Source organism: Pseudomonas bijieensis (assembly GCF_013347965.1).
Classification (GTDB): Bacteria; Pseudomonadota; Gammaproteobacteria; order Pseudomonadales; family Pseudomonadaceae; genus Aquipseudomonas; species Aquipseudomonas bijieensis.
This window is the reverse complement of record NZ_CP048810.1, coordinates 5,477,541-5,496,128: the sequence shown is the minus strand read 5'-3', so window position 1 is coordinate 5,496,128 and position 18,588 is coordinate 5,477,541. Positions and strand designations below refer to the sequence as shown.

The window sequence follows — 18,588 nt, the reverse complement described above, 5'->3', positions numbered from 1 at the left end:
GGCTGGATTCCACCGCTACGGCGGCGAGGCGCCGTTGGCTTGGGACAATTAACGCTGTGTTCAAAAATGACGTCCTGACTATCGTTGGCTTCATGCCTTCGGGCAACCTTGTGCAGGCTCCAGAAAAGCATTCGGCGCTGTGTTCAACAGCGCCGTGTGTGATTACTTGATCAGGCCAACCCGCGAGAAATTCGGCAGGTGACTGAGTTTGGGTTCCGGCCAGCTCATCCAGACCGCAAAGGCCTTGCCGACGATATTCCGGTCGGGGACCATGCCCAGCATGTCCTTGGGAATGTTCGGATCATCCCAGTAACGGCTGTCGTTGGAGTTGTCGCGGTTGTCGCCCATCATGAAGTAGTGCCCCGCCGGCACGGTCCACGAATGGTCCGGCGTGGCGCGGTAGCGGCTCATTTCCTTGCGGATCAGGTGCTCGGCCTCGCCGAGTTTTTCCCGGTAGAGCTCGGCACTGCCCAGCGTACCAGGCTCGGAGCCAAGCAACTGTTCGGCCACCGATTCGCCATTGACGAACAGACGCTTATCGGCGGTGTAGCGGACCGTGTCGCCCGGCAGGCCGACGACACGCTTGATGTAGTTGACGTTCGGGTCGCTCGGGAAGCGGAACACCATCACATCGCCGCGTTGCGGGTCACCGACCTCGATGACTTTCTTGTCGATCACCGGCAGACGGATCCCGTAGGAAAACTTGTTCACCAGGATGAAATCGCCCACGTCCAGGGTCGGCTTCATCGAGCCGGACGGGATCTGGAACGGTTCCACCAGGAACGAACGCAGCACCAGCACGATGAACAGCACCGGGAAGAACGACTTGCCGTACTCGACCAGCAACGGTTCCTTGTTGAGCTTTTCGATCACCACACCATCAGGCTGGCTGACGCTGCCCTGATAAGAGGCGATGGCCGCCCGGCGCCGAGGCGCCAGGAACAACAGATCAAGCAACGCCAACAAGCCGCAGACAAACACGGCGATAACCAGCAACAGCGGGAAATTTAGCGACATAGGACCTAACTATCCAACCTGAGCACCGCAAGGAAGGCTTCCTGTGGAATTTCCACGTTACCGACCTGCTTCATGCGTTTTTTACCGGCCTTCTGCTTTTCCAACAGCTTGCGCTTACGGCTGACGTCGCCGCCGTAGCATTTGGCCAATACGTTCTTTCTGAGCGCCTTGACGGTTGTACGCGCCACAATCTGCCCACCAATGGCGGCCTGGATTGCCACATCGAACATCTGCCGCGGAATCAGTTCCTTCATCTTCTCGGTCAATGCACGACCTTTGTAGTGCGCGTTGTCACGGTGCACGATCAATGCCAGGGCATCGACTTTCTCACCGTTGATCAGCACATCCAGCTTCACCAGATTAGCCGATTGGTAACGATCGAAATGATAGTCCAGCGAAGCATAGCCGCGACTGGTGGATTTGAGGCGGTCGAAGAAGTCCAGCACCACTTCGTTCATCGGCAGGTCGTAGGTCACCTGGACCTGCGAGCCGAGGAACAGCATATCGTGCTGCACGCCGCGCTTCTCGATGCACAGGGTAATGACGTTGCCCAGGTGCTCCTGAGGCACAAGGATGTTGGCCCGCACGATCGGTTCGCGCATGTCCTCGATGGCCGACAGGTCCGGCAGCTTGGACGGGTTGTCGACGTAGAGGGTTTCGCCGTTCTTGAGCAGCAGCTCGAAGATTACCGTCGGCGCCGTGGTGATCAGATCCAGGTCGTACTCGCGCTCCAGGCGCTCCTGGATGATTTCCATGTGCAACATGCCCAGGAATCCGCAACGGAAGCCGAAGCCCAGGGCATCGGAGCTTTCCGGGGTGTATTGCAGGGACGAGTCGTTCAGGGTCAGCTTTTGCAGGGCTTCGCGGAAATCCTCGAAGTCGTCGGAGCTGACCGGGAACAGGCCGGCATAGACCTGCGGCTGAATGCGTTTGAAACCTGGCAGCACATCGACGTCGGGGGTGGAGCTCAAGGTCAGGGTGTCGCCGACCGGCGCCCCGTGGATGTCCTTGATACCGGCGATGATGAAGCCCACTTCACCGGCCTTCAGGTCAACGGTGGCGGTGTGTTTCGGGTTGAACACACCGACGCTGTCCACCAGGTGGATCTTGCCGGTGGACTTGACCAGGATCTTGTCGCCCTTCTTCACGCGGCCATGGCGCACGCGAACCAGGGAGACCACGCCCAGGTAGTTGTCGAACCAGGAGTCGATGATCAACGCTTGCAGCGGATCTTCGATGTTGCCGGTTGGCGCGGGAATGGTGGTGACCAGGCGTTCGAGCACTTCATCCACGCCCAGGCCGGTCTTGGCGCTGCAAGTGACCGCATCGGTGGCGTCGATGCCGATGATTTTCTCGATTTCTTCCTTCACGCGGTCCGGATCGGCCTGAGGCAGGTCGATCTTGTTCAGTACCGGCATGACTTCCAGGCCCTGCTCGATGGCCGTGTAGCAGTTGGCGACCGACTGGGCCTCGACGCCCTGGCCGGCATCGACCACCAGCAACGCACCTTCACAGGCCGCCAGCGACCGGCTGACTTCATAGGTGAAGTCGACGTGGCCCGGGGTATCGATGAAGTTCAGCTGATAGGTGATGCCGTCGCGGGCCTTGTAGTAGAGGGTAACGCTGTGGGCCTTGATGGTGATCCCGCGCTCACGCTCCAGATCCATGGAGTCCAGGACCTGGGCCTCCATTTCACGCTCGGCCAGGCCGCCGCACATCTGGATGAAGCGATCAGCCAGCGTCGACTTGCCATGGTCAATGTGGGCGATGATGGAGAAATTGCGGATATGACTCAAATCACTCACGGATCAACACTCAAAAAGGCTGCAGGCATGGCCCGCCGAAAAATAGCCGGGAATTGTACCTGATACAGCGCGCAAGTGGGAGCAAAGCTTGCCCGCGAAACAGCCGCCCCCGATCTATGGAAGACCGCAGGGGCTTCATCGCGGGCAAGCCTTGCTCCCACAGCTTGCTCCCACATAGCCCTGCTCCCACAGCCCCGTGCTACAGGTGCATGTTCAACCGGCCCGACGCAGCAGCCAGAGCCCTGCCAACGCACAGACGCCGGCCGGCACCAGCACCGCGAACAGCGGCGAGAAGCCGAACACCAGGCTCGAAGGCCCCAGCAGATCCTGGGCGATACGGAAGGTGAAGCCCACCAGCACACCGGTGAACACCCGCTGCCCCAGGGTCACCGAACGCAGCGGGCCGAAGATGAAGGAAATCGCCATGAGCACCAGCGCGGCGGTGACCAGCGGTTGCAACACCTTGACCCAAAAAGCCAGCCAATAGCGGCCGTTGTTCAGGCCCTGGTCCGCCAGATAGTGGATATAGCCCCACAAACCGGTAATCGACAGGGATTCTGGCGCCATCACCACGGTGCTGAGCAACTGCGGGCTGATCGACACGTCCCAACGCTCTTGCGCGGCGGCGACCACTTCGGTGCGCTTGTCATGGAACAGGGTGGTGGTGACATCGCTCAATTGCCAGTGATCCTCGGCAAAGTTGGCGCGCTTGGCGAAGCTCGACGAGAGCATGTGCCGTTGGTCGTCGAAACGATAGCGGGTCACGCCATAGAGGATGCCGTTGGGTTGGACCGAGTTGATGTGGATGAACTCGTCGCCCTGGCGGTGCCACAGGCCGTGCTTGGCACTTTGCGCATCACCGCCGCCCTGGGCCAGGGAACGGTTGGCCTGAGCGGTATTTTCGGTGGCCGGGGCGATGTATTCGCCAATCAGCACGCCCACCAGCATCAGCACCAGCATGGGCTTCATCACCGCCCAGACGATCCGACCAATGGACACGCCGGCGGCGCGCATGATGGTCAGCTCACTGTTGCTGGCCAGGCTGCCCAGGCCGATCAGGCAGCCGATCAGCGCGGCCATCGGCAACATGTCATACAAACGCCGCGGCGCGGTCAGCAGCACGTAGCTCGCCACGTCCGTCAGCGTGTAGGTGTCGCTGACGTCACTCATTTCATCGATGAAGGCAAACAGGGTCGCCAGGCCGAGGATGATCCCCAGCACCGCGAGGATCGCCATGAACACACTGCTGCCGATGTAGCGATCGAGTTTAACCACGGGCCACCTCCAGCGCGTTGCGGCGACTGGCCAGCTTCAGGCGCAGTGGTTCCCAATAGAGCAGCCCCAGGCCGATGGCCAGGAAGATGCCATGCACCCACCACAAGCCCAGCGTCGGCGAAATCTTGCCCTTTTCCAGGGCGCCACGGGCGGAAATCAGGATGGTCAGGTAAGCCATATACAAAAGAATCGCCGGCAGCAGCTTGAGGAAACGCCCTTGGCGCGGATTGACCCGCGACAGCGGGACCGCCATGAGAGTCACGATGAACACCAGCAGCGGCAAGGACAGGCGCCATTGCAGCTCGGTACGGGCGCGAATGTCTTTGTTGCCCAGCAGGCTGGCGGTGGTCATCGCGTCGCGGTCGGTGACTTCGTTGCTGACCTCGGGCTTGGGCAACAGCACGCCATAGGTGTCGTACTTGATGGCCCGGTAATCGGCCTGCCCGGGCTTGCCGTCATAGCGATAGCCATTCTGCAGGATCAGGTAACGGTTGCCGTCGGGATTGATTTCCTGGCGGCCCTTCTCGGCCACCAGCACGGAAATGCCACGGTCCTTCTTGGTGTCCGAAGACAGGTTCTTTTGCGTAATGAAGACACCGCCCAGGTCGATCCGGTCGTCTGAGAGCTGTTCGGTGTAGGTCACACGCGTACCGTCGCGCAAGGCCTGGAAACGCCCCGGCACCAGGGTGTCGAACTCGGTCATGGCGTCCTGCTGGTTGATCAGCAATTGGAACTGGTTGGCGCCCTGGGGGGCCAGGCTCAGGCTCAGCCAGGCCACCACCAGTGCCACCAACGTGGCCGGGAACAGCGTCATGCGAAACAGCCGTTGCTGGCTCATGCCAGTGGCCGACAGCACGGTCATTTCGCTGTCCAGGTACAAGCGCCCGTAGGCCAGCAGGATGCCGAGGAACAACCCCAACGGCAGGATCAACTGCAAGAAGCCCGGCAGGCGGAACCCCATGATCAGGAACAGCGAGCCCGGATCCAGGGCACCGGAGGCCGCCTGGGCAAGGTATTTGATGAAGCGTCCGCTCATGATGATGACCAGCAGCACGGCGCTCACGGCGCTCAGGGTCAGCAATACTTCGCGGGATAGATAACGAAAGACGATCAAACCAGACACTCCAGGGTTGTCAGGCTAAGGCGGCCAAACAAGCAAACGTATCGAGTCGGCCCGCCAACGCGAGCCGCCGAAAAAAGAGCCGCATTATCCTGTGATTGGAGGCGCCTGTCACTTCGCACGCTTTAAGCCGGTGCTTAAAGCCAAAAAGTTAAGGGCACCGAGGGTTGTCAGGCTCGGGCGCCGGGGTTCAAACTGCGGCCTTTGTCGCCGGCAAAAACCGGCGCTTCTTTTATATAGAAGAAGCTTGCTCAGCGCGCCATTGCCTCGGCGCCTGGCCTCTTGACCATTGACTCAGGGATCCGGAAATGGAACTGGTTGTAAAAAGCGTCAGCCCAGAAACGTTGAAAACCGCCACGCTGGTAGTCGCCGTCGGTGAAAACCGCAAGCTCGGCGTGGCCGCCACCCAGCTCGATACCCTTAGCGGTGGTGCCATCAGTGCCGTGCTCAAGCGCGGCGACCTGGCCGGCAAAGTCGGTCAGAGCCTGCTACTACACAACCTGCCCAACCTCAAGGCCGATCGCGTGCTGCTGGTGGGAGTGGGCAAGGACGCCGAACTGGGCGACCGTCCGTTCCGTAAAATCATCGCCGGCGTACTGGGCACACTCAAGGGCTTGGGCGGCAGTGATGCGGCACTGGCATTGGACGAGTTGGTGATCAAGGGCCGCGACAGCTACGGCAAGAACCGCCTGTTGGCCGAGACCCTGGTGGACGGCGGATACCAGTTCGACCAGTTCAAGAGCCAGAAGGCCGAACCCCGCGCCCTGAAAAAAATCACCCTGCTGACCATCAAGGCCGCCCAGGCTGAGGTCCAGCGTGCCGTGACCCACGCCACCGCGATTGCCAATGGCATGGCGTTCACCCGCGACCTGGGCAACCTGCCGCCAAACATCTGCCATCCGACATTCCTCGGCGAACAGGCCAAGGCACTGGGCAAGGAGTTCAAGGGCCTGAAGGTCGAAGTCTTCGACGAGAAGAAGATCAAGGACCTGGGCATGGGCTCGTTCTATGCCGTCGGCCAGGGCAGCGCCCAGCCGCCGCGCCTGATCGTCATGCAATATAACGGCGGCAAGAAATCCGAGAAGCCGTACGCACTGGTGGGCAAAGGCATCACCTTCGACACCGGCGGCATCAGCCTCAAGCCGGGCGCCAACATGGATGAGATGAAGTACGACATGGGCGGTGCCGCCAGCGTGTTCGGCACCCTGCGCGCCGTGCTCGAACTGCAACTGCCGATCAACCTGGTGTGCATCCTGGCTTGCGCCGAGAACATGCCCAGCGGCACGGCCTCGCGTCCGGGCGACATCGTCACCACCATGAGCGGCCAGACCGTGGAAATCCTCAACACCGACGCCGAAGGCCGCCTGGTGCTGTGTGACGCCCTCACCTACTCCGAGCGCTTCAAGCCGCAAGCGGTGATCGACATCGCGACCCTGACCGGCGCCTGCATCGTCGCCCTCGGCTCCCACACCTCGGGCCTGCTGGGCAACAACGACGAACTGATCGGCCAATTGCTAAGTGCCGGCCAACAGGCCGACGACCGCGCCTGGCAGTTGCCACTGTTCGACGAGTACCAGGAACAGCTGGACAGCCCGTTCGCCGACATTGCCAACATCGGCGGCCCGAAAGCCGGGACCATCACGGCGGCGTGCTTCCTGTCGCGCTTCACCAAGAACCTGAACTGGGCGCACCTGGACATCGCCGGCACGGCGTGGACCAGCGGTGGCAAGGACAAGGGTGCCACCGGTCGTCCGGTGCCCCTGCTGACCCAGTACCTGCTGGACCGCGCCAAGGCCTGACACCAATGACCGTCGTTGGTGTCGCCCTCGGGTGACATCAGCGACGGCTCAGGAACCGCAATGACCAAAGTCGATTTCTATATCCTGCCCAGCGCCGATCCGTCGGCGCGGCTGGATTTCGCCTGCAAGCTCGTCGAAAAGGCCTGGCGCATGGGGCACAGCATCTACCTGCATTGCAGCGATGCCGCCCAGCGCGAGGACCTGGACGCACGCCTGTGGGCATTCAAGGGCGAGAGCTTCGTGCCCCACGGCCCGGCCGAAAACGAACCCGAAGGGTTGATCGTGCTGGGGCTGGGGAATGACTGCGGCCCGCACCAGGACCTGCTGGTCAACCTCGACCTGAAAGTACCGGCCTTTGCCCAGCGCTTCGCCCGCGTGGCGGAAGTGGTGGTCGAAGACCCGGCCATCCGACAAGCCGCGCGGGAGAGTTTCCGTTTCTACCGCGAACAGGGCTATCCTCTGCAAGACCACCGTTTACAGCGACTCTGAGCCCTACGATGGACACTCCAAAACCGCCACAAAAGCCCGCACACCTGCTGGATGACCTCGAATCGATCCGCCAGCTGCTCGGTGACGATAACCTGCAACCGCCGCTGCTGACCGATACGGTCGTGCACGAGGTGGTGCATGACGAACAGATCCCCCTGCTGTTCGAGCCGATCAACGGCCAGCCTGAACCCAAGCCGGCTGCCAAGGCCGAAGCCAAGGGGCCCGACGCCCTGCTGCACCTGGACCGCGAATTGCGCGCTGCGGCGCAGTTGATCCTGCAAGACGTCATCGACGACTTCGCCCCGCATATCGAGACCGAGATCAAGCGCCGGCTGGATGCGCGGATGGAACGGTTGTTGAGTCAGTACGAATAACACTGCGACCCGGTTGCTTAGGCTTTTTGTGGCGAGGGAGCTTGCTCCCGCTCGGCTGCGAAGCAGTCGCAATGGCGCCGCCTGGTTTTGGGGCCGCTTCGCGGCCCAACGGGAGCAAGCTCCCTCGCCACAATGTTTCTCAGTTTGAATGAAGCGATCACGACCACCCCGACTCGCCCTGCGCCCCACGCCCCGCTATACTTCCCGGCTTTTCCTGAATAAATGCCAATAGGGTCCCGCCGCGCATGGATAAGACCTACCAGCCGCACGCCATTGAAACTTCCTGGTACAACACCTGGGAGTCCGAGAATTATTTCGCTCCGCAAGGCGCGGGCGATTCCTACACCATCATGATCCCGCCGCCGAACGTCACCGGCAGCCTGCACATGGGCCACGGTTTCAACAATGCGATCATGGACGCACTGATCCGTTTCCGTCGCATGCAAGGTCGCAACACCTTGTGGCAGCCGGGTACCGACCACGCCGGGATCGCCACGCAGATGCTGGTGGAACGTCGCCTCGAAGCCCAGGGCCAGAGTCGCCATGACCTGGGTCGCGAGAAATTCCTCGAGAAAGTCTGGGAATGGAAAGACGAGTCCGGTGGCAACATCAGCCGGCAGATCCGTCGCCTCGGCTCGTCCGTGGACTGGAGCCGCGAGCGCTTCACCATGGACGACGGCCTCTCGGAAGCAGTGAAAGAAGCTTTCGTGCGCCTGCATGAAGACGGCCTGATCTATCGCGGCAAGCGCCTGGTCAACTGGGACACCAAGTTGCACACAGCCATTTCCGACCTCGAAGTGGAGAACCACGACGAGAAAGGTTTCCTGTGGAACCTGAAATACCCGCTGGCCGACGGCGCCAAGACCGCCGAAGGCAAGGATTACCTGATCGTCGCCACCACGCGTCCGGAAACCATGCTGGGTGACGCCGCCGTGGCGGTGAACCCGAACGATGAGCGCTACCAGGCCCTGATCGGCAAGTTCGTCGAGCTGCCCCTGGTTGGCCGGCGTATCCCGATCATTGGCGATGATTACTGCGACCCGGAATTCGGCACCGGCTGCGTGAAAATCACCCCGGCCCACGATTTCAACGACTACGAAGTCGGCAAGCGCCACAACCTGCCGCTGCTGAACATCTTCGACAAGAACGCCCACGTATTGCCGGCAGCCCAGGCATTCAACCTCGACGGCACGCTGAACGAAAGCGTCGACGGCCAGATCCCGGCGCAGTTCGCCGGCCTGGACCGCTTCGAGGCACGCAAGCAGATCGTCGCGGCGTTCGAGGCCGCCGGCCTGCTGGTCAGCGTCGACGATCACGCCCTGAAAGTCCCGAAAGGCGACCGTTCCGGCACCATCATCGAGCCGTGGCTGACCGACCAGTGGTACGTCTCCACCAAACCGCTGGCCGAGCCGGCGATTGCCGCCGTGGAAGATGGCCGTATCCAGTTCGTGCCCAAGCAATACGAAAACATGTACTTCTCGTGGATGCGCGATATCCAGGATTGGTGCATCAGTCGCCAACTGTGGTGGGGCCATCGCATCCCGGCCTGGTACGACGAGTCGGGCAAGGTTTATGTCGGCCGCGATGAAGCCGAAGTGCGTGCCAAGAACAACCTCGGCGCCGACGTGGCGCTGCAACAGGACAACGACGTTCTCGACACCTGGTTCAGTTCGGGCCTGTGGACTTTCTCCACGCTCGGCTGGCCGGAGCAGACCGAATTCCTGAAGAAATTCCACTCCACCGACGTACTGGTCACCGGTTTCGACATCATTTTCTTCTGGGTCGCCCGGATGATCATGCTGACCATGCACCTGGTGAAGAACGAAGACGGCACGCCGCAAGTCCCGTTCAAGACCGTCTACGTCCACGGCCTGGTGCGCGATGGCCAGGGCCAGAAGATGTCCAAGTCCAAGGGCAACGTCCTCGATCCGCTGGACATCATCGACGGCATCGACCTGGAAACCCTGGTGCAGAAACGCACCTCCGGCCTGATGCAGCCCAAACTGGCGAAAAAGATCGAGAAAGCCACCCGCGAAGAATTCGCCGAGGGCATCGCCAGCTACGGCACCGACGCCCTGCGTTTCACCTTCTGTTCGCTGGCGTCCACCGGTCGCGACATCAAGTTCGACATGGGCCGCGTCGAAGGCTACCGCAACTTCTGCAACAAGATCTGGAACGCCGCACGCTACGTGCTGGATAAAGGCGAAGACTGCGGTCAGAACGGCGAAGCCTACGAATTGACCCTGGCCGATCGCTGGATCATTTCGCAGCTGCAACGCACCGAAGCCGAAGTGACCCGCCAACTGGACCAGTTCCGTTTCGACCTGGCCGCACAAGCCTTGTACGAGTTCATCTGGAACCAGTACTGCGACTGGTACCTGGAACTCTCCAAGCCTGTGCTGTGGGACGAAAACGCACCGGTCGAGCGCCAGCGCGGCACCCGTCGCACCCTGGTACGCGTGCTGGAAGTGGCCCTGCGCCTGGCGCATCCGTTCATGCCGTTCATCACCGAGGAAATCTGGCAGCGCATCGCACCGCTGGCAGGCGCCCAAGGCAAGACGATCATGCTGCAACCTTGGCCGGTGGCCAACGAAACCCGCATCGATCCGGCGGCCGAAGACGACATCGAATGGCTCAAGACCTTCATGCTGGGCCTGCGTAACATCCGCGCCGAAATGAACATCGGTCCGGGCAAACCGCTGACCTTGTTCCTGAAGAACGCCAGCGCCGAAGACCTGCGTCGCCTCAACGAAAACGAGGCGCTGCTCAAGAAACTGGCGAAGCTTGAATCGGTGACGGTCCTGGCAGCCGGCGAAGAAGCGCCACTGTCGGCCACCGCCCTGGTCGGCGAGATGGAAGTACTGGTGCCAATGGCCGGCCTGATCGACAAGGCCGCTGAACTGGCGCGCCTGGACAAGGAAATCCTGCGCCTCAAGGGCGAAGTGCAGCGAGTCGGCGGCAAGCTGTCCAACGCTGGCTTCGTCGACAAGGCACCAGCCGAAGTCATCGAGAAGGAACGGGCCAAACTGGCCGAGGCCGAACAGGCCTTGGGCAAGCTGGCCGAGCAGCATGGGCGGATCTCCAGCCTGTAACGGCGGTTCGCTACTGAAAAAGGAGGCCCTGGTGGCCTCCTTTTTCATGCCATCACTTCTTACGAACACTGGATACCCCCGGTGGGAGCGAGCCTGCTCGCGATGACGGAGGTACATTCAACATTGATGCAAGCTGACCCACCACTATCGCGAGCAGGCTCGCTCCCACACGGGGTCGCGCCGGTCGTTGCAGTTGGGTTCACACGGGCTGGATGTGGGACAATGCCCGCCACTTTTTTGAACCCATCCCCGAATCGACCCGCCCATGACTGCCCCCCGCACACCCAAACCTGCCCGCCAGAAGCCCAAGTCCGCCACTGAGGCCAAACCCGTGGCGCCACGGGAGAAGGCCAGCCTGCACCCACGTAACCGTCACCAGGGCCGCTACGACTTCCCAGCGCTGATCAAATCCACGCCTGAGTTGGCCAAGTTCGTGATCATCAACCCCTACGGCAAGGAAAGCATCGATTTCGCCAGCCCCGAAGCCGTGCGGGTGTTCAACCGGGCGCTGCTCAAATCCTTCTACGGCATCGCCCACTGGGATATCCCGGCCGACTACCTGTGCCCTCCGGTGCCAGGTCGTGCGGACTATGTGCACTTCCTCGCCGACTTGCTCGCCAGCCACAACGACGGTGAAATCCCCCGCGGAGCGGCAGTCAAGGTGCTGGACATCGGCACCGGCGCCAACTGCGTCTATCCGCTGATCGGCTACAGCGACTACCGCTGGCACTTCCTCGGTTCGGAGATCGACCCGACGGCCATCGCCTCGGCCAAGGCGATTATCCAGTCCAACGGGTTGAACAAGGCCATCCAGTTGCGCCAACAAACCAACCGCAAGCAGATCCTGCTGGGCTTACTGGAGGATGCCGAGCAGTTCGACCTGACCCTGTGCAACCCGCCGTTCCATGCGTCCCTGGAGGAAGCCACCAAGGGCAGCCAGCGCAAGTGGCGCGCGCTGGGCAAGGCCGATCCGAAGCGCAAGCTGCCTGTGCTGAATTTCGGCGGTCAGGCCGCCGAGCTATGGTGTGAGGGTGGAGAAGCGCGGTTCGTGACGCAACTTATCAGCGAAAGCGCGCAGGTGGCTGGGCAAGTGCTGTGGTTCAGCACCCTGGTGTCGAAGGCGTCGAACCTGCCGGCGATTCAAGCCGCACTGAAAAAGGCCGGGGCGCTGCACAGCCAGGTGGTGGAGATGTCTCAGGGCCAGAAGCAGAGTCGTTTCGTGGCCTGGACCTTCCAGACCGAGGCACAGCAGCAAGCCTGGCGCCAGGCCCGCTGGGTGCGCAGGGACTGAGGGAGCTACCTTGCTCCCACAACTTTTTCCAAGGCAATAAAAAACCGTGCCCGGATCGCTCCGAGGCACGGTTTTTTTTTACAGCGGTCTTACTTGTTGACCGCGTCGGTCAGGCCTTTGGCCACAACCAGCTTGATCACTTTCTTGGCAGCGATTTCGATGGCAGCGCCAGTCGAAGGGTTGCGGCCGGTACGGGCAGGACGCTCGGTGACTTTCAGCTTGCCAACGCCTGGCAGAGTGATTTCGCCGCCATTTTCCAGCTGATCGGCAACGACTTGGCCCAGTTGGTCCAGCAGAGCACGCACGGTAGCTTTTGGTGCGTCTACAGATTCAGCCAAATCAGCGATCAGTTGGTCTTTAGTAAGAGCCATGTAGTGTTCCTTCCCTATCAAATTCATATGGATTGCAGAGTGCAGTGTCAGCCATCGAGCCCGATCTCTCTTGATCAGGCACCCTCGGCAATCACCGCGACGGATCGGGGTAATAGATGCCGAAAACCGGGTTTGGTTCGACCTGACAGATGCTGAATGCACGCTTAACGCAGTGACTTCGCGTAAGACCGGGCAAAACTAGCACAACGCCTCTGAAATATCCGCCTCTAGCTACCCATTTGGTCAGCTTTCTTGCGCTAAAACGTTAAAAAAATGCATATAGGGCGTCGGACGGGGTTGAAAGGGCCTTTGCTGGGTTGCAAAACCAGTGATTGCGGTACACTGGGCCCTTTTTCGGGGAGCGCGCCCTCCTCTCTTTCATCAGCCGAGAAATCCATGCCGATCCGTCATTGCATCGTCCACCTGATCGACAAAAAACCCGACGGCACCCCTGCCGTGCTCCATGCCCGCGACTCCGAACTGGCAGAGTCCACGGCCATCGAGAACATGCTCGCCGACCTCAACGAGAGCTATAACGCCAAGCAAGGCAAGGCCTGGGGCTTTTTCCATGCCGAGTCCGGGGCGCATCCGTTCAGCGGCTGGCTGAAGGAGTACCTGGACGGCGGCAAGGATTTCACCGCGTTCAGTCGCGTGGCGGTGGAACACCTGCAAAAGCTGATGGAAGAGTCCAACCTGTCCGTAGGCGGCCACGTGCTGTTCGCTCATTACCAGCAAGGCATGACCGACTACCTGGCCATCGCCCTGCTGCACCACAGCGAAGGCGTGGCCGTGACCGATGAACTGGACGTGACCCCGTCCCGTCACCTGGACCTGGGCCAATTGCACCTGGCGGCGCGGATCAACGTGTCGGAATGGCAGAACAACAAACAATCCAAGCAGTACATCTCGTTCATCAAGGGCAAGAACGGCAAGAAGGTTTCGGAGTACTTCCGCGACTTCATCGGCTGCCAGGAAGGCGTCGACGGCCCCGGCGAGACCCGCACCCTGCTCAAGGCCTTCAGTGACTTCGTCGAAAGCGAAGACCTGCCGGAAGACGATGCCCGGGAAAAAACCAAGACCCTGGTGGATTACGCCAGCAGCCAGGCCAAGCTCGGCGAGCCGATGGGCCTGGAAGAACTGTCCGAGCTGATCGATGAAGATCGCCCGAAAGCCTTCTACGATCACATCCGCAACAAGGACTATGGGTTGTCGCCGGAAATCCCGGCGGATAAACGTACCCTCAACCAGTTCCGCCGCTTCACCGGCCGCGCCGAAGGTTTGTCCATCAGCTTCGAGGCGCACTTGCTGGGCTCCAAGATCGAATATGACGAAGAGGCCGGCACGTTGATCATCAAGGGGCTGCCCACATCGCTGACCGACCAGCTCAAGCGCCGCAACTGATGCTCGGTGGGGTGCTGAAGAAGTTTCTGCTGATTTTGCTGGTGGTGGTGGCGTACCAGAACTGGGGCAAGATCGAACGGGTGTTCAATCCCTCGCAGATGGTTTCCGAGCAGATTCGCAGCAACGCCCGCGTCGCGCTGTACGCCACTGATTGGTGCGGCTACTGCAAGGCCACCCGACGGTTCCTGGATGAGAAGGGCGTGCCGTTTCGCGAGTTTGACATCGAGAAGGACACCGAGGCGCGCAAGGCCTATGAGGCACTGGGTGGCCGGGGGATTCCGATCCTCGATGTGAATGGCACGTTGATTCGTGGGTTTGAGCCGGAGAATATTCTCAAGGCGTTGTCCGCGACATAGGGTTGTTCGCTAACGGCGATGTTGGATCTGATGTCCTCATCGCGAGCAGGCTCGCTCCCACAGTGGAGTTGTGGTGGCCACAGGATTCGTGTCCGCCGTGAATCATTGTGGGAGCGAGCCTGCTCGCGATAGCGACGGCACATTCAATAGTGATGTTGACTGTCACACCGCCATCGCGAGCAGGCTCGCTCCCACAGGGTCATTGGTCGTTCATCGAGGCTCGATTCGAAACCCGAACCGCGGAAAGTGCACATGCACCACCCCGCCACGCGCGTCTTCACGGCGCAGGATCAGTTCTTCGCGACCGGCAAACAGCAACTCCCCGACCACGGAATCGACGCCGTAGTCAGTCGCCGCGATGCTCACTTGTTGCCCCGGTACAAACCCATTCGGCTCTTCGAACACCTCATCCGGCAGCGCTGCCGGTGTGGCATTGCGGGCAATTTCCAGGGCTTCTTCGGAACTCATCTCGTTCGGCGCGCCGTGGCCGAAACCCTGCACCCGTGCCAACCAGGCCGACACCGCCGGATACGCATCCACCAGCGGCGAGGTCACCGGCGTGCCCTTGAGAAACCACAGCGGGTGAGCCATGGCGAAGTCGGCAATCGAGGGATCTCCCAACAGGAAGTCGCCTTCCTCGCGCTGCAACTGTTGCTCAAGGCGCGCCATGATCGTCGGCCACTGGTGCTTGGCCTGGTCAGCGGGCAAGCGCGTGGTCGTGCCGCCACTGAACAGCCCGGCGCGGTCGCTGATGAACGCCTTGATGGCTTCAGGCGACAGCTTGGCGAAACGCACCGCCACCGATTCAGGCTGGAACACCAGACTCACGGCATGCTGGAACACCACCGAATCGGCCCAGGCAGCAAAGGACGCGGCCAGCATTTCCCGGCCTTCGGGGAACAGGGCCGGCGAGGCTTTTTCCTGTTCCAGCCGACGAGCGATCAGGGACGTATCGCAATAGATGTCCGCGCCAATCTGCAATACCGGGGTCTTGCGGTAGCCGCCTGTCAGCGACGTCAGGTCAGGCTTGGGCATCATTGGCGGGATGCTCACCGAACGCCAGGACAGGCCCTTGAAGCCCAGCAACAGCCGGGCCTTTTCCGCGAAAGGAGACGTCGGGTAATGATGAAGGATCAGCTCTGACATGGGATTCGCCACTGCAGGAATGAAGTCTTGCAGCTTAGCGCGCCTGACCGGAGCAGCCTACCGGCCTGATAAAGGCCTATCAGTCCGGCTGATGAAGCGACAGCGCACTGGCCACCAGGCATTCCTTGGCGCTTTTCCTGAGCTTTTTGATCAGCCGCTCCTGGCGCAGGGCTTCGCCCTTGTCGCGACAAGCCTCGGTATACACCAGGGCCACCGCCGGGCTGGAAAGGAAGAAGCGTGCGCCCTTGCCGCTTTGATGCTTGGCGAAACGGCGCACCGGGTCATCACTGATGCCGCAGTACAGCGAGCCATTGGCGGCCCGCACCAGGTAGACGAACCAGGGTTTGTCCGGTTCGGCCGGGCCTTGTGCAGGCAGATCGGGAGATGGGGTGGCGTTCGTCACAAAGATGTTCAACAGGTCGGCACAGACAAGCCGAGATCTTATCAGCGACTGGCCTGGAACGCCCGCAACCCCTTGAGCGCCTGGGCCCTGACGGCGTTGCGCACCAGCGGTGTCCAGCCCAACAACAGGCCCTTGGCGCCCAATGCCTGACGGGACCAACGCCACAGATCAAAGTTGTCGTGGTGCTCGCAGATCTTGCCGTCGCGAAAAACGAACCGCGCCTGGATGTCATTGATCACGACGTTACCCGTCTGGCTGAACAGGTAGGTCGCCACCCAATGCGCTCCGCCGGTACGCTCATCGCTATGCACGTTATCGAAGGTCAGGGAGAAGTCCTTGGCCCGGGTGGTGAGCATGCGCCACATGTCGCCGGCATCACGTCCGCGCAATTCACCAAACGCCGGATCGCTGAACACCACATCGTCGGTGTAGCAAGCACTCATCGCTTCGGCGTCCAGGCGCTGGAAGGCCTGGTAAAAGTGGGTGATCAAGGCGTTGTGGGCATCACTCATGGACAGGCTCCGAAATTCGCTTCAATAAACCTGCACGATAATCTGTCACAGCGGCGAAGACTATCGTCATTCGCCATGAAAATGACATCAACGAAGATCGGTGACTTTTTCGCTACTGACCCCCACGTACAACGCCCGGCCTGCGCCGATGCCCGCGATGATCGCACCCAGGCCAACCAGGCCGAAGATCCAGCCCAGTGCATTCCAACCGCCAGTCAAGTCGTGGACCACGCCCACCGCGAACGGTCCCAGCGACGCCAGCGTATAACCAAAGCCCTGGGCCATGCTGGACAGGTTGGCGGCCACGTGGGCGTCCCGCGAACGCAACACGATCAGCGTGAGCGCCAGGCTGAACGTCGCGCCCTGCCCCAAACCCAGCAGGATCGCCCAGCCCCACAACCCATCGAGCGGAGCGTAGAGGCAACCAAACAGCCCCCCCAGGGTCATGAGCATGACGATCACGATGGCCAGGCGCTGGTCTTTGCCACGCGTTGCCAGCCACGGAGCTGCGAGGGAACTGATCAATTGCACGATGACCGAACCGGACAGCACCAGCCCGGCCTGGGTCGGGGTCAGGCCACGTCCAATAAGAATTGAGGGCAGCCAACCAAAGACGATGTAGGCCAGGGACGATTGCAGCCCCATGTACAACGTGACTTGCCAAGCCAGGGGATCGCGCAGCAAGCCGCGGACCCGGTACGCCACTTGATGGGCACCGTGTTTCTCGCCCACTTGCGGCAACCAGAACACCGCGGCCAGCAGCGCCGGGACCACCCAGAACCCCAGGCCCAAGGCCCAGCTATGACCCAGGTGTTCGCTCAACGGCACTGTCGCCCCGGCCGCCATCGCCGCGCCCAGGCACAGCGCCATGGTGTAGACACCGGTCATGGCGCCGGCCTGCTTGGCGAAGTCGCGCTTGACGATGCCCGGCAGCAGCACGCCGATCACGCCGATACTCGCACCGGCCAGGATACTGCCGGCGAACAGCCCGACCTGACCGAACGCACTGCGCAGGACAATCCCACCCGCCAGCGTCAACAAGATTCCCAGCACCACGCGCTCGGCACCGAAGCGCCGTGCCAGCACCGGCGCCAGCGGCGCGAACAGGCCCAGGCAAAGCACAGGCAATGTGGTCAGCAAACCGGCTTGGGCAGCCGACAGGCCAAGGCTTCGTGACACTTCGCTGAGCAGCGGCGCCATGCTCGACAACGCCGGACGCAGATTCAGCGCCACCAGGATCAACCCCAGCAACAACAACCAGGGACGACGCACCAACAGAGGACGCTGCTGGGCCTGCTCATCGTCGGCCTCGGCGTCGATCAACAGTTCTTCAAGTTCGGCGGCGCGTTTGGGCGCCGTCGAGGTGGCAGGGTCAAGCAGATCGCGGGACATGGAAAGCTCGGATTCAGGGTTCATTGATCAACTGGCGGCACAGGGACTTGGCCCGTTGCGGATCCTGTTGCTCGACGGCTTCAAGGATTTCGACGTGCAGGTCGAACACATGTTGATGGCGCGGGGTGATGTTGAGGCTCTGGCGCAACTGTGCACCGATGACGCTGGAAAAGTAGCGATAGAGCTCGCTCAACGCGGGGTTGTGCGCGGCATCCACCAGGAGGCGATGGAACACCAGGTCGCAGGCGATGTAGTGCTCCAGGTCGCCGTGGTAATGCTCACCGCTGTCTTGCAGCGCCTGGCGCAAGGCAATCAAGTCTTCATCGGTGCGTCGCAACGCGGCCAGGCCGATGGCCTCGACTTCCAGGATATGCCGGGTTTCCCGGGCCTGCTCCAGCGAACAGCGCGACAGCACCTTGAGGGTATCCAGCGGATCGACCACTGCCCGCACGTAGCTGCCGTCGCCCTGACGGATCTCGATCAACCCGGAAAACGCCAGCACGCGCATGGCTTCGCGCACGGTGTTGCGGCTGATACCCAGCTCGGCCACCAGCTCCGGCTCGGTAGGCAGGCGCTGGCCGACGGCCCACACGCCATCGCTGATGCGCCGACGCAATTGCTCCAGGGCCTGATCGACCAGGGAGCGCTTTATTAACGGAGAGCTATCTGACATTGGATTCGCCTTTTCATCCAATCATAGGATGAATTTTCTGACATGTTAGTCAGCTTCATGTAGGACGGCAAC

Annotated in this window: 17 protein-coding genes; 7 read left to right on the top strand and 10 right to left on the bottom strand. The window is 61.3% G+C overall.

The window, feature by feature from the left end:
* Positions 1-162: 162 nt before the first annotated feature.
* The 4 genes from lepB to lptF form a co-directional block, all read right to left on the bottom strand.
* On the bottom strand, positions 163-1,017 hold the full coding sequence (lepB, locus tag GN234_RS24270) for a signal peptidase I (protein WP_109754753.1): 855 nt from the start codon (positions 1,015-1,017) through the stop codon (positions 163-165).
* 5 nt (positions 1,018-1,022) lie between these two features.
* Positions 1,023-2,822 (bottom strand): translation elongation factor 4, encoded by a 1,800-nt coding sequence (gene lepA, locus GN234_RS24265; protein WP_109754754.1) that lies wholly within the window; start codon positions 2,820-2,822, stop codon positions 1,023-1,025.
* 213 nt (positions 2,823-3,035) lie between these two features.
* Positions 3,036-4,097 (bottom strand): LPS export ABC transporter permease LptG, encoded by a 1,062-nt coding sequence (lptG, locus tag GN234_RS24260; protein WP_109754755.1) that lies wholly within the window; start codon positions 4,095-4,097, stop codon positions 3,036-3,038.
* Positions 4,090-5,211, bottom strand: a complete 1,122-nt coding sequence (gene lptF, locus GN234_RS24255) for an LPS export ABC transporter permease LptF (RefSeq protein ID WP_176689181.1) — start codon at positions 5,209-5,211, stop codon at positions 4,090-4,092. Before lptF ends, lptG begins: the two co-directional genes overlap by 8 nt.
* A gap of 314 nt (positions 5,212-5,525) precedes the next feature.
* On the opposite strand from lptF, the gene GN234_RS24250 reads away from it, so the two are divergent.
* The 5 genes from GN234_RS24250 to rlmF all read left to right on the top strand — a co-directional run bounded on the left by GN234_RS24250 (position 5,526) and on the right by rlmF (position 12,262).
* Positions 5,526-7,016 (top strand): leucyl aminopeptidase, encoded by a 1,491-nt coding sequence (locus GN234_RS24250; RefSeq protein ID WP_109754757.1) that lies wholly within the window; start codon positions 5,526-5,528, stop codon positions 7,014-7,016.
* A gap of 60 nt (positions 7,017-7,076) precedes the next feature.
* Positions 7,077-7,505: a DNA polymerase III subunit chi gene (locus GN234_RS24245; protein ID WP_109754758.1), complete on the top strand. Its 429-nt coding sequence runs from the start codon at positions 7,077-7,079 to the stop codon at positions 7,503-7,505.
* 8 nt (positions 7,506-7,513) lie between these two features.
* Positions 7,514-7,879, top strand: coding sequence for a DNA polymerase III subunit chi (locus GN234_RS24240; protein ID WP_109754759.1), 366 nt, complete (start codon positions 7,514-7,516; stop codon positions 7,877-7,879).
* Between the two features lie 245 nt (positions 7,880-8,124).
* Positions 8,125-10,971 carry a valine--tRNA ligase gene (locus GN234_RS24235; protein WP_176689180.1) on the top strand — a complete coding sequence of 949 codons (2,847 nt, stop codon included), beginning with the start codon at positions 8,125-8,127 and terminating at the stop codon, positions 10,969-10,971.
* A 265-nt stretch (positions 10,972-11,236) separates the two neighbouring features.
* Positions 11,237-12,262 (top strand): 23S rRNA (adenine(1618)-N(6))-methyltransferase RlmF, encoded by a 1,026-nt coding sequence (rlmF, locus tag GN234_RS24230; RefSeq protein ID WP_109754762.1) that lies wholly within the window; start codon positions 11,237-11,239, stop codon positions 12,260-12,262.
* A gap of 89 nt (positions 12,263-12,351) precedes the next feature.
* Here rlmF and GN234_RS24225 read toward each other — a convergent pair whose 3' ends face one another.
* The gene (locus tag GN234_RS24225; RefSeq protein WP_058544106.1) at positions 12,352-12,633 is read right to left on the bottom strand and encodes an HU family DNA-binding protein; all 282 of its coding nucleotides are present in this window, start codon (positions 12,631-12,633) and stop codon (positions 12,352-12,354) included.
* Positions 12,634-13,029: 396 nt separating this feature from the next.
* On the opposite strand from GN234_RS24225, the gene yejK reads away from it, so the two are divergent.
* Complete coding sequence (gene yejK, locus GN234_RS24220) at positions 13,030-14,034, top strand: nucleoid-associated protein YejK (RefSeq protein WP_014340016.1); 1,005 nt, start codon at positions 13,030-13,032, stop codon at positions 14,032-14,034.
* Complete coding sequence (locus tag GN234_RS24215) at positions 14,034-14,390, top strand: glutaredoxin family protein (RefSeq protein ID WP_109754763.1); 357 nt, start codon at positions 14,034-14,036, stop codon at positions 14,388-14,390. Before yejK ends, GN234_RS24215 begins: the two co-directional genes overlap by 1 nt.
* A 210-nt stretch (positions 14,391-14,600) precedes the next feature.
* On the opposite strand, the gene GN234_RS24210 is transcribed toward GN234_RS24215, so the two are convergent.
* From GN234_RS24210 to GN234_RS24190, 5 genes are all read right to left on the bottom strand, one after another.
* Positions 14,601-15,536, bottom strand: a complete 936-nt coding sequence (locus tag GN234_RS24210; protein ID WP_176689179.1) for a glutathione S-transferase family protein — start codon at positions 15,534-15,536, stop codon at positions 14,601-14,603.
* A gap of 79 nt (positions 15,537-15,615) precedes the next feature.
* Positions 15,616-15,939 (bottom strand): GIY-YIG nuclease family protein, encoded by a 324-nt coding sequence (locus tag GN234_RS24205; protein WP_109754765.1) that lies wholly within the window; start codon positions 15,937-15,939, stop codon positions 15,616-15,618.
* Between the two features lie 41 nt (positions 15,940-15,980).
* Positions 15,981-16,451, bottom strand: a complete 471-nt coding sequence (locus tag GN234_RS24200) for a nuclear transport factor 2 family protein (RefSeq protein ID WP_116833389.1) — start codon at positions 16,449-16,451, stop codon at positions 15,981-15,983.
* 87 nt (positions 16,452-16,538) lie between these two features.
* A complete protein-coding gene (locus GN234_RS24195) occupies positions 16,539-17,867 on the bottom strand; it encodes a CynX/NimT family MFS transporter (protein ID WP_176689178.1) in 1,329 nt (442 codons plus the stop codon).
* On the bottom strand, positions 17,857-18,516 hold the full coding sequence (locus GN234_RS24190) for a FadR/GntR family transcriptional regulator (RefSeq protein ID WP_109754768.1): 660 nt from the start codon (positions 18,514-18,516) through the stop codon (positions 17,857-17,859). The genes GN234_RS24195 and GN234_RS24190 overlap by 11 nt, the downstream gene beginning before the upstream one ends.
* Positions 18,517-18,588: the final 72 nt, after the last annotated feature.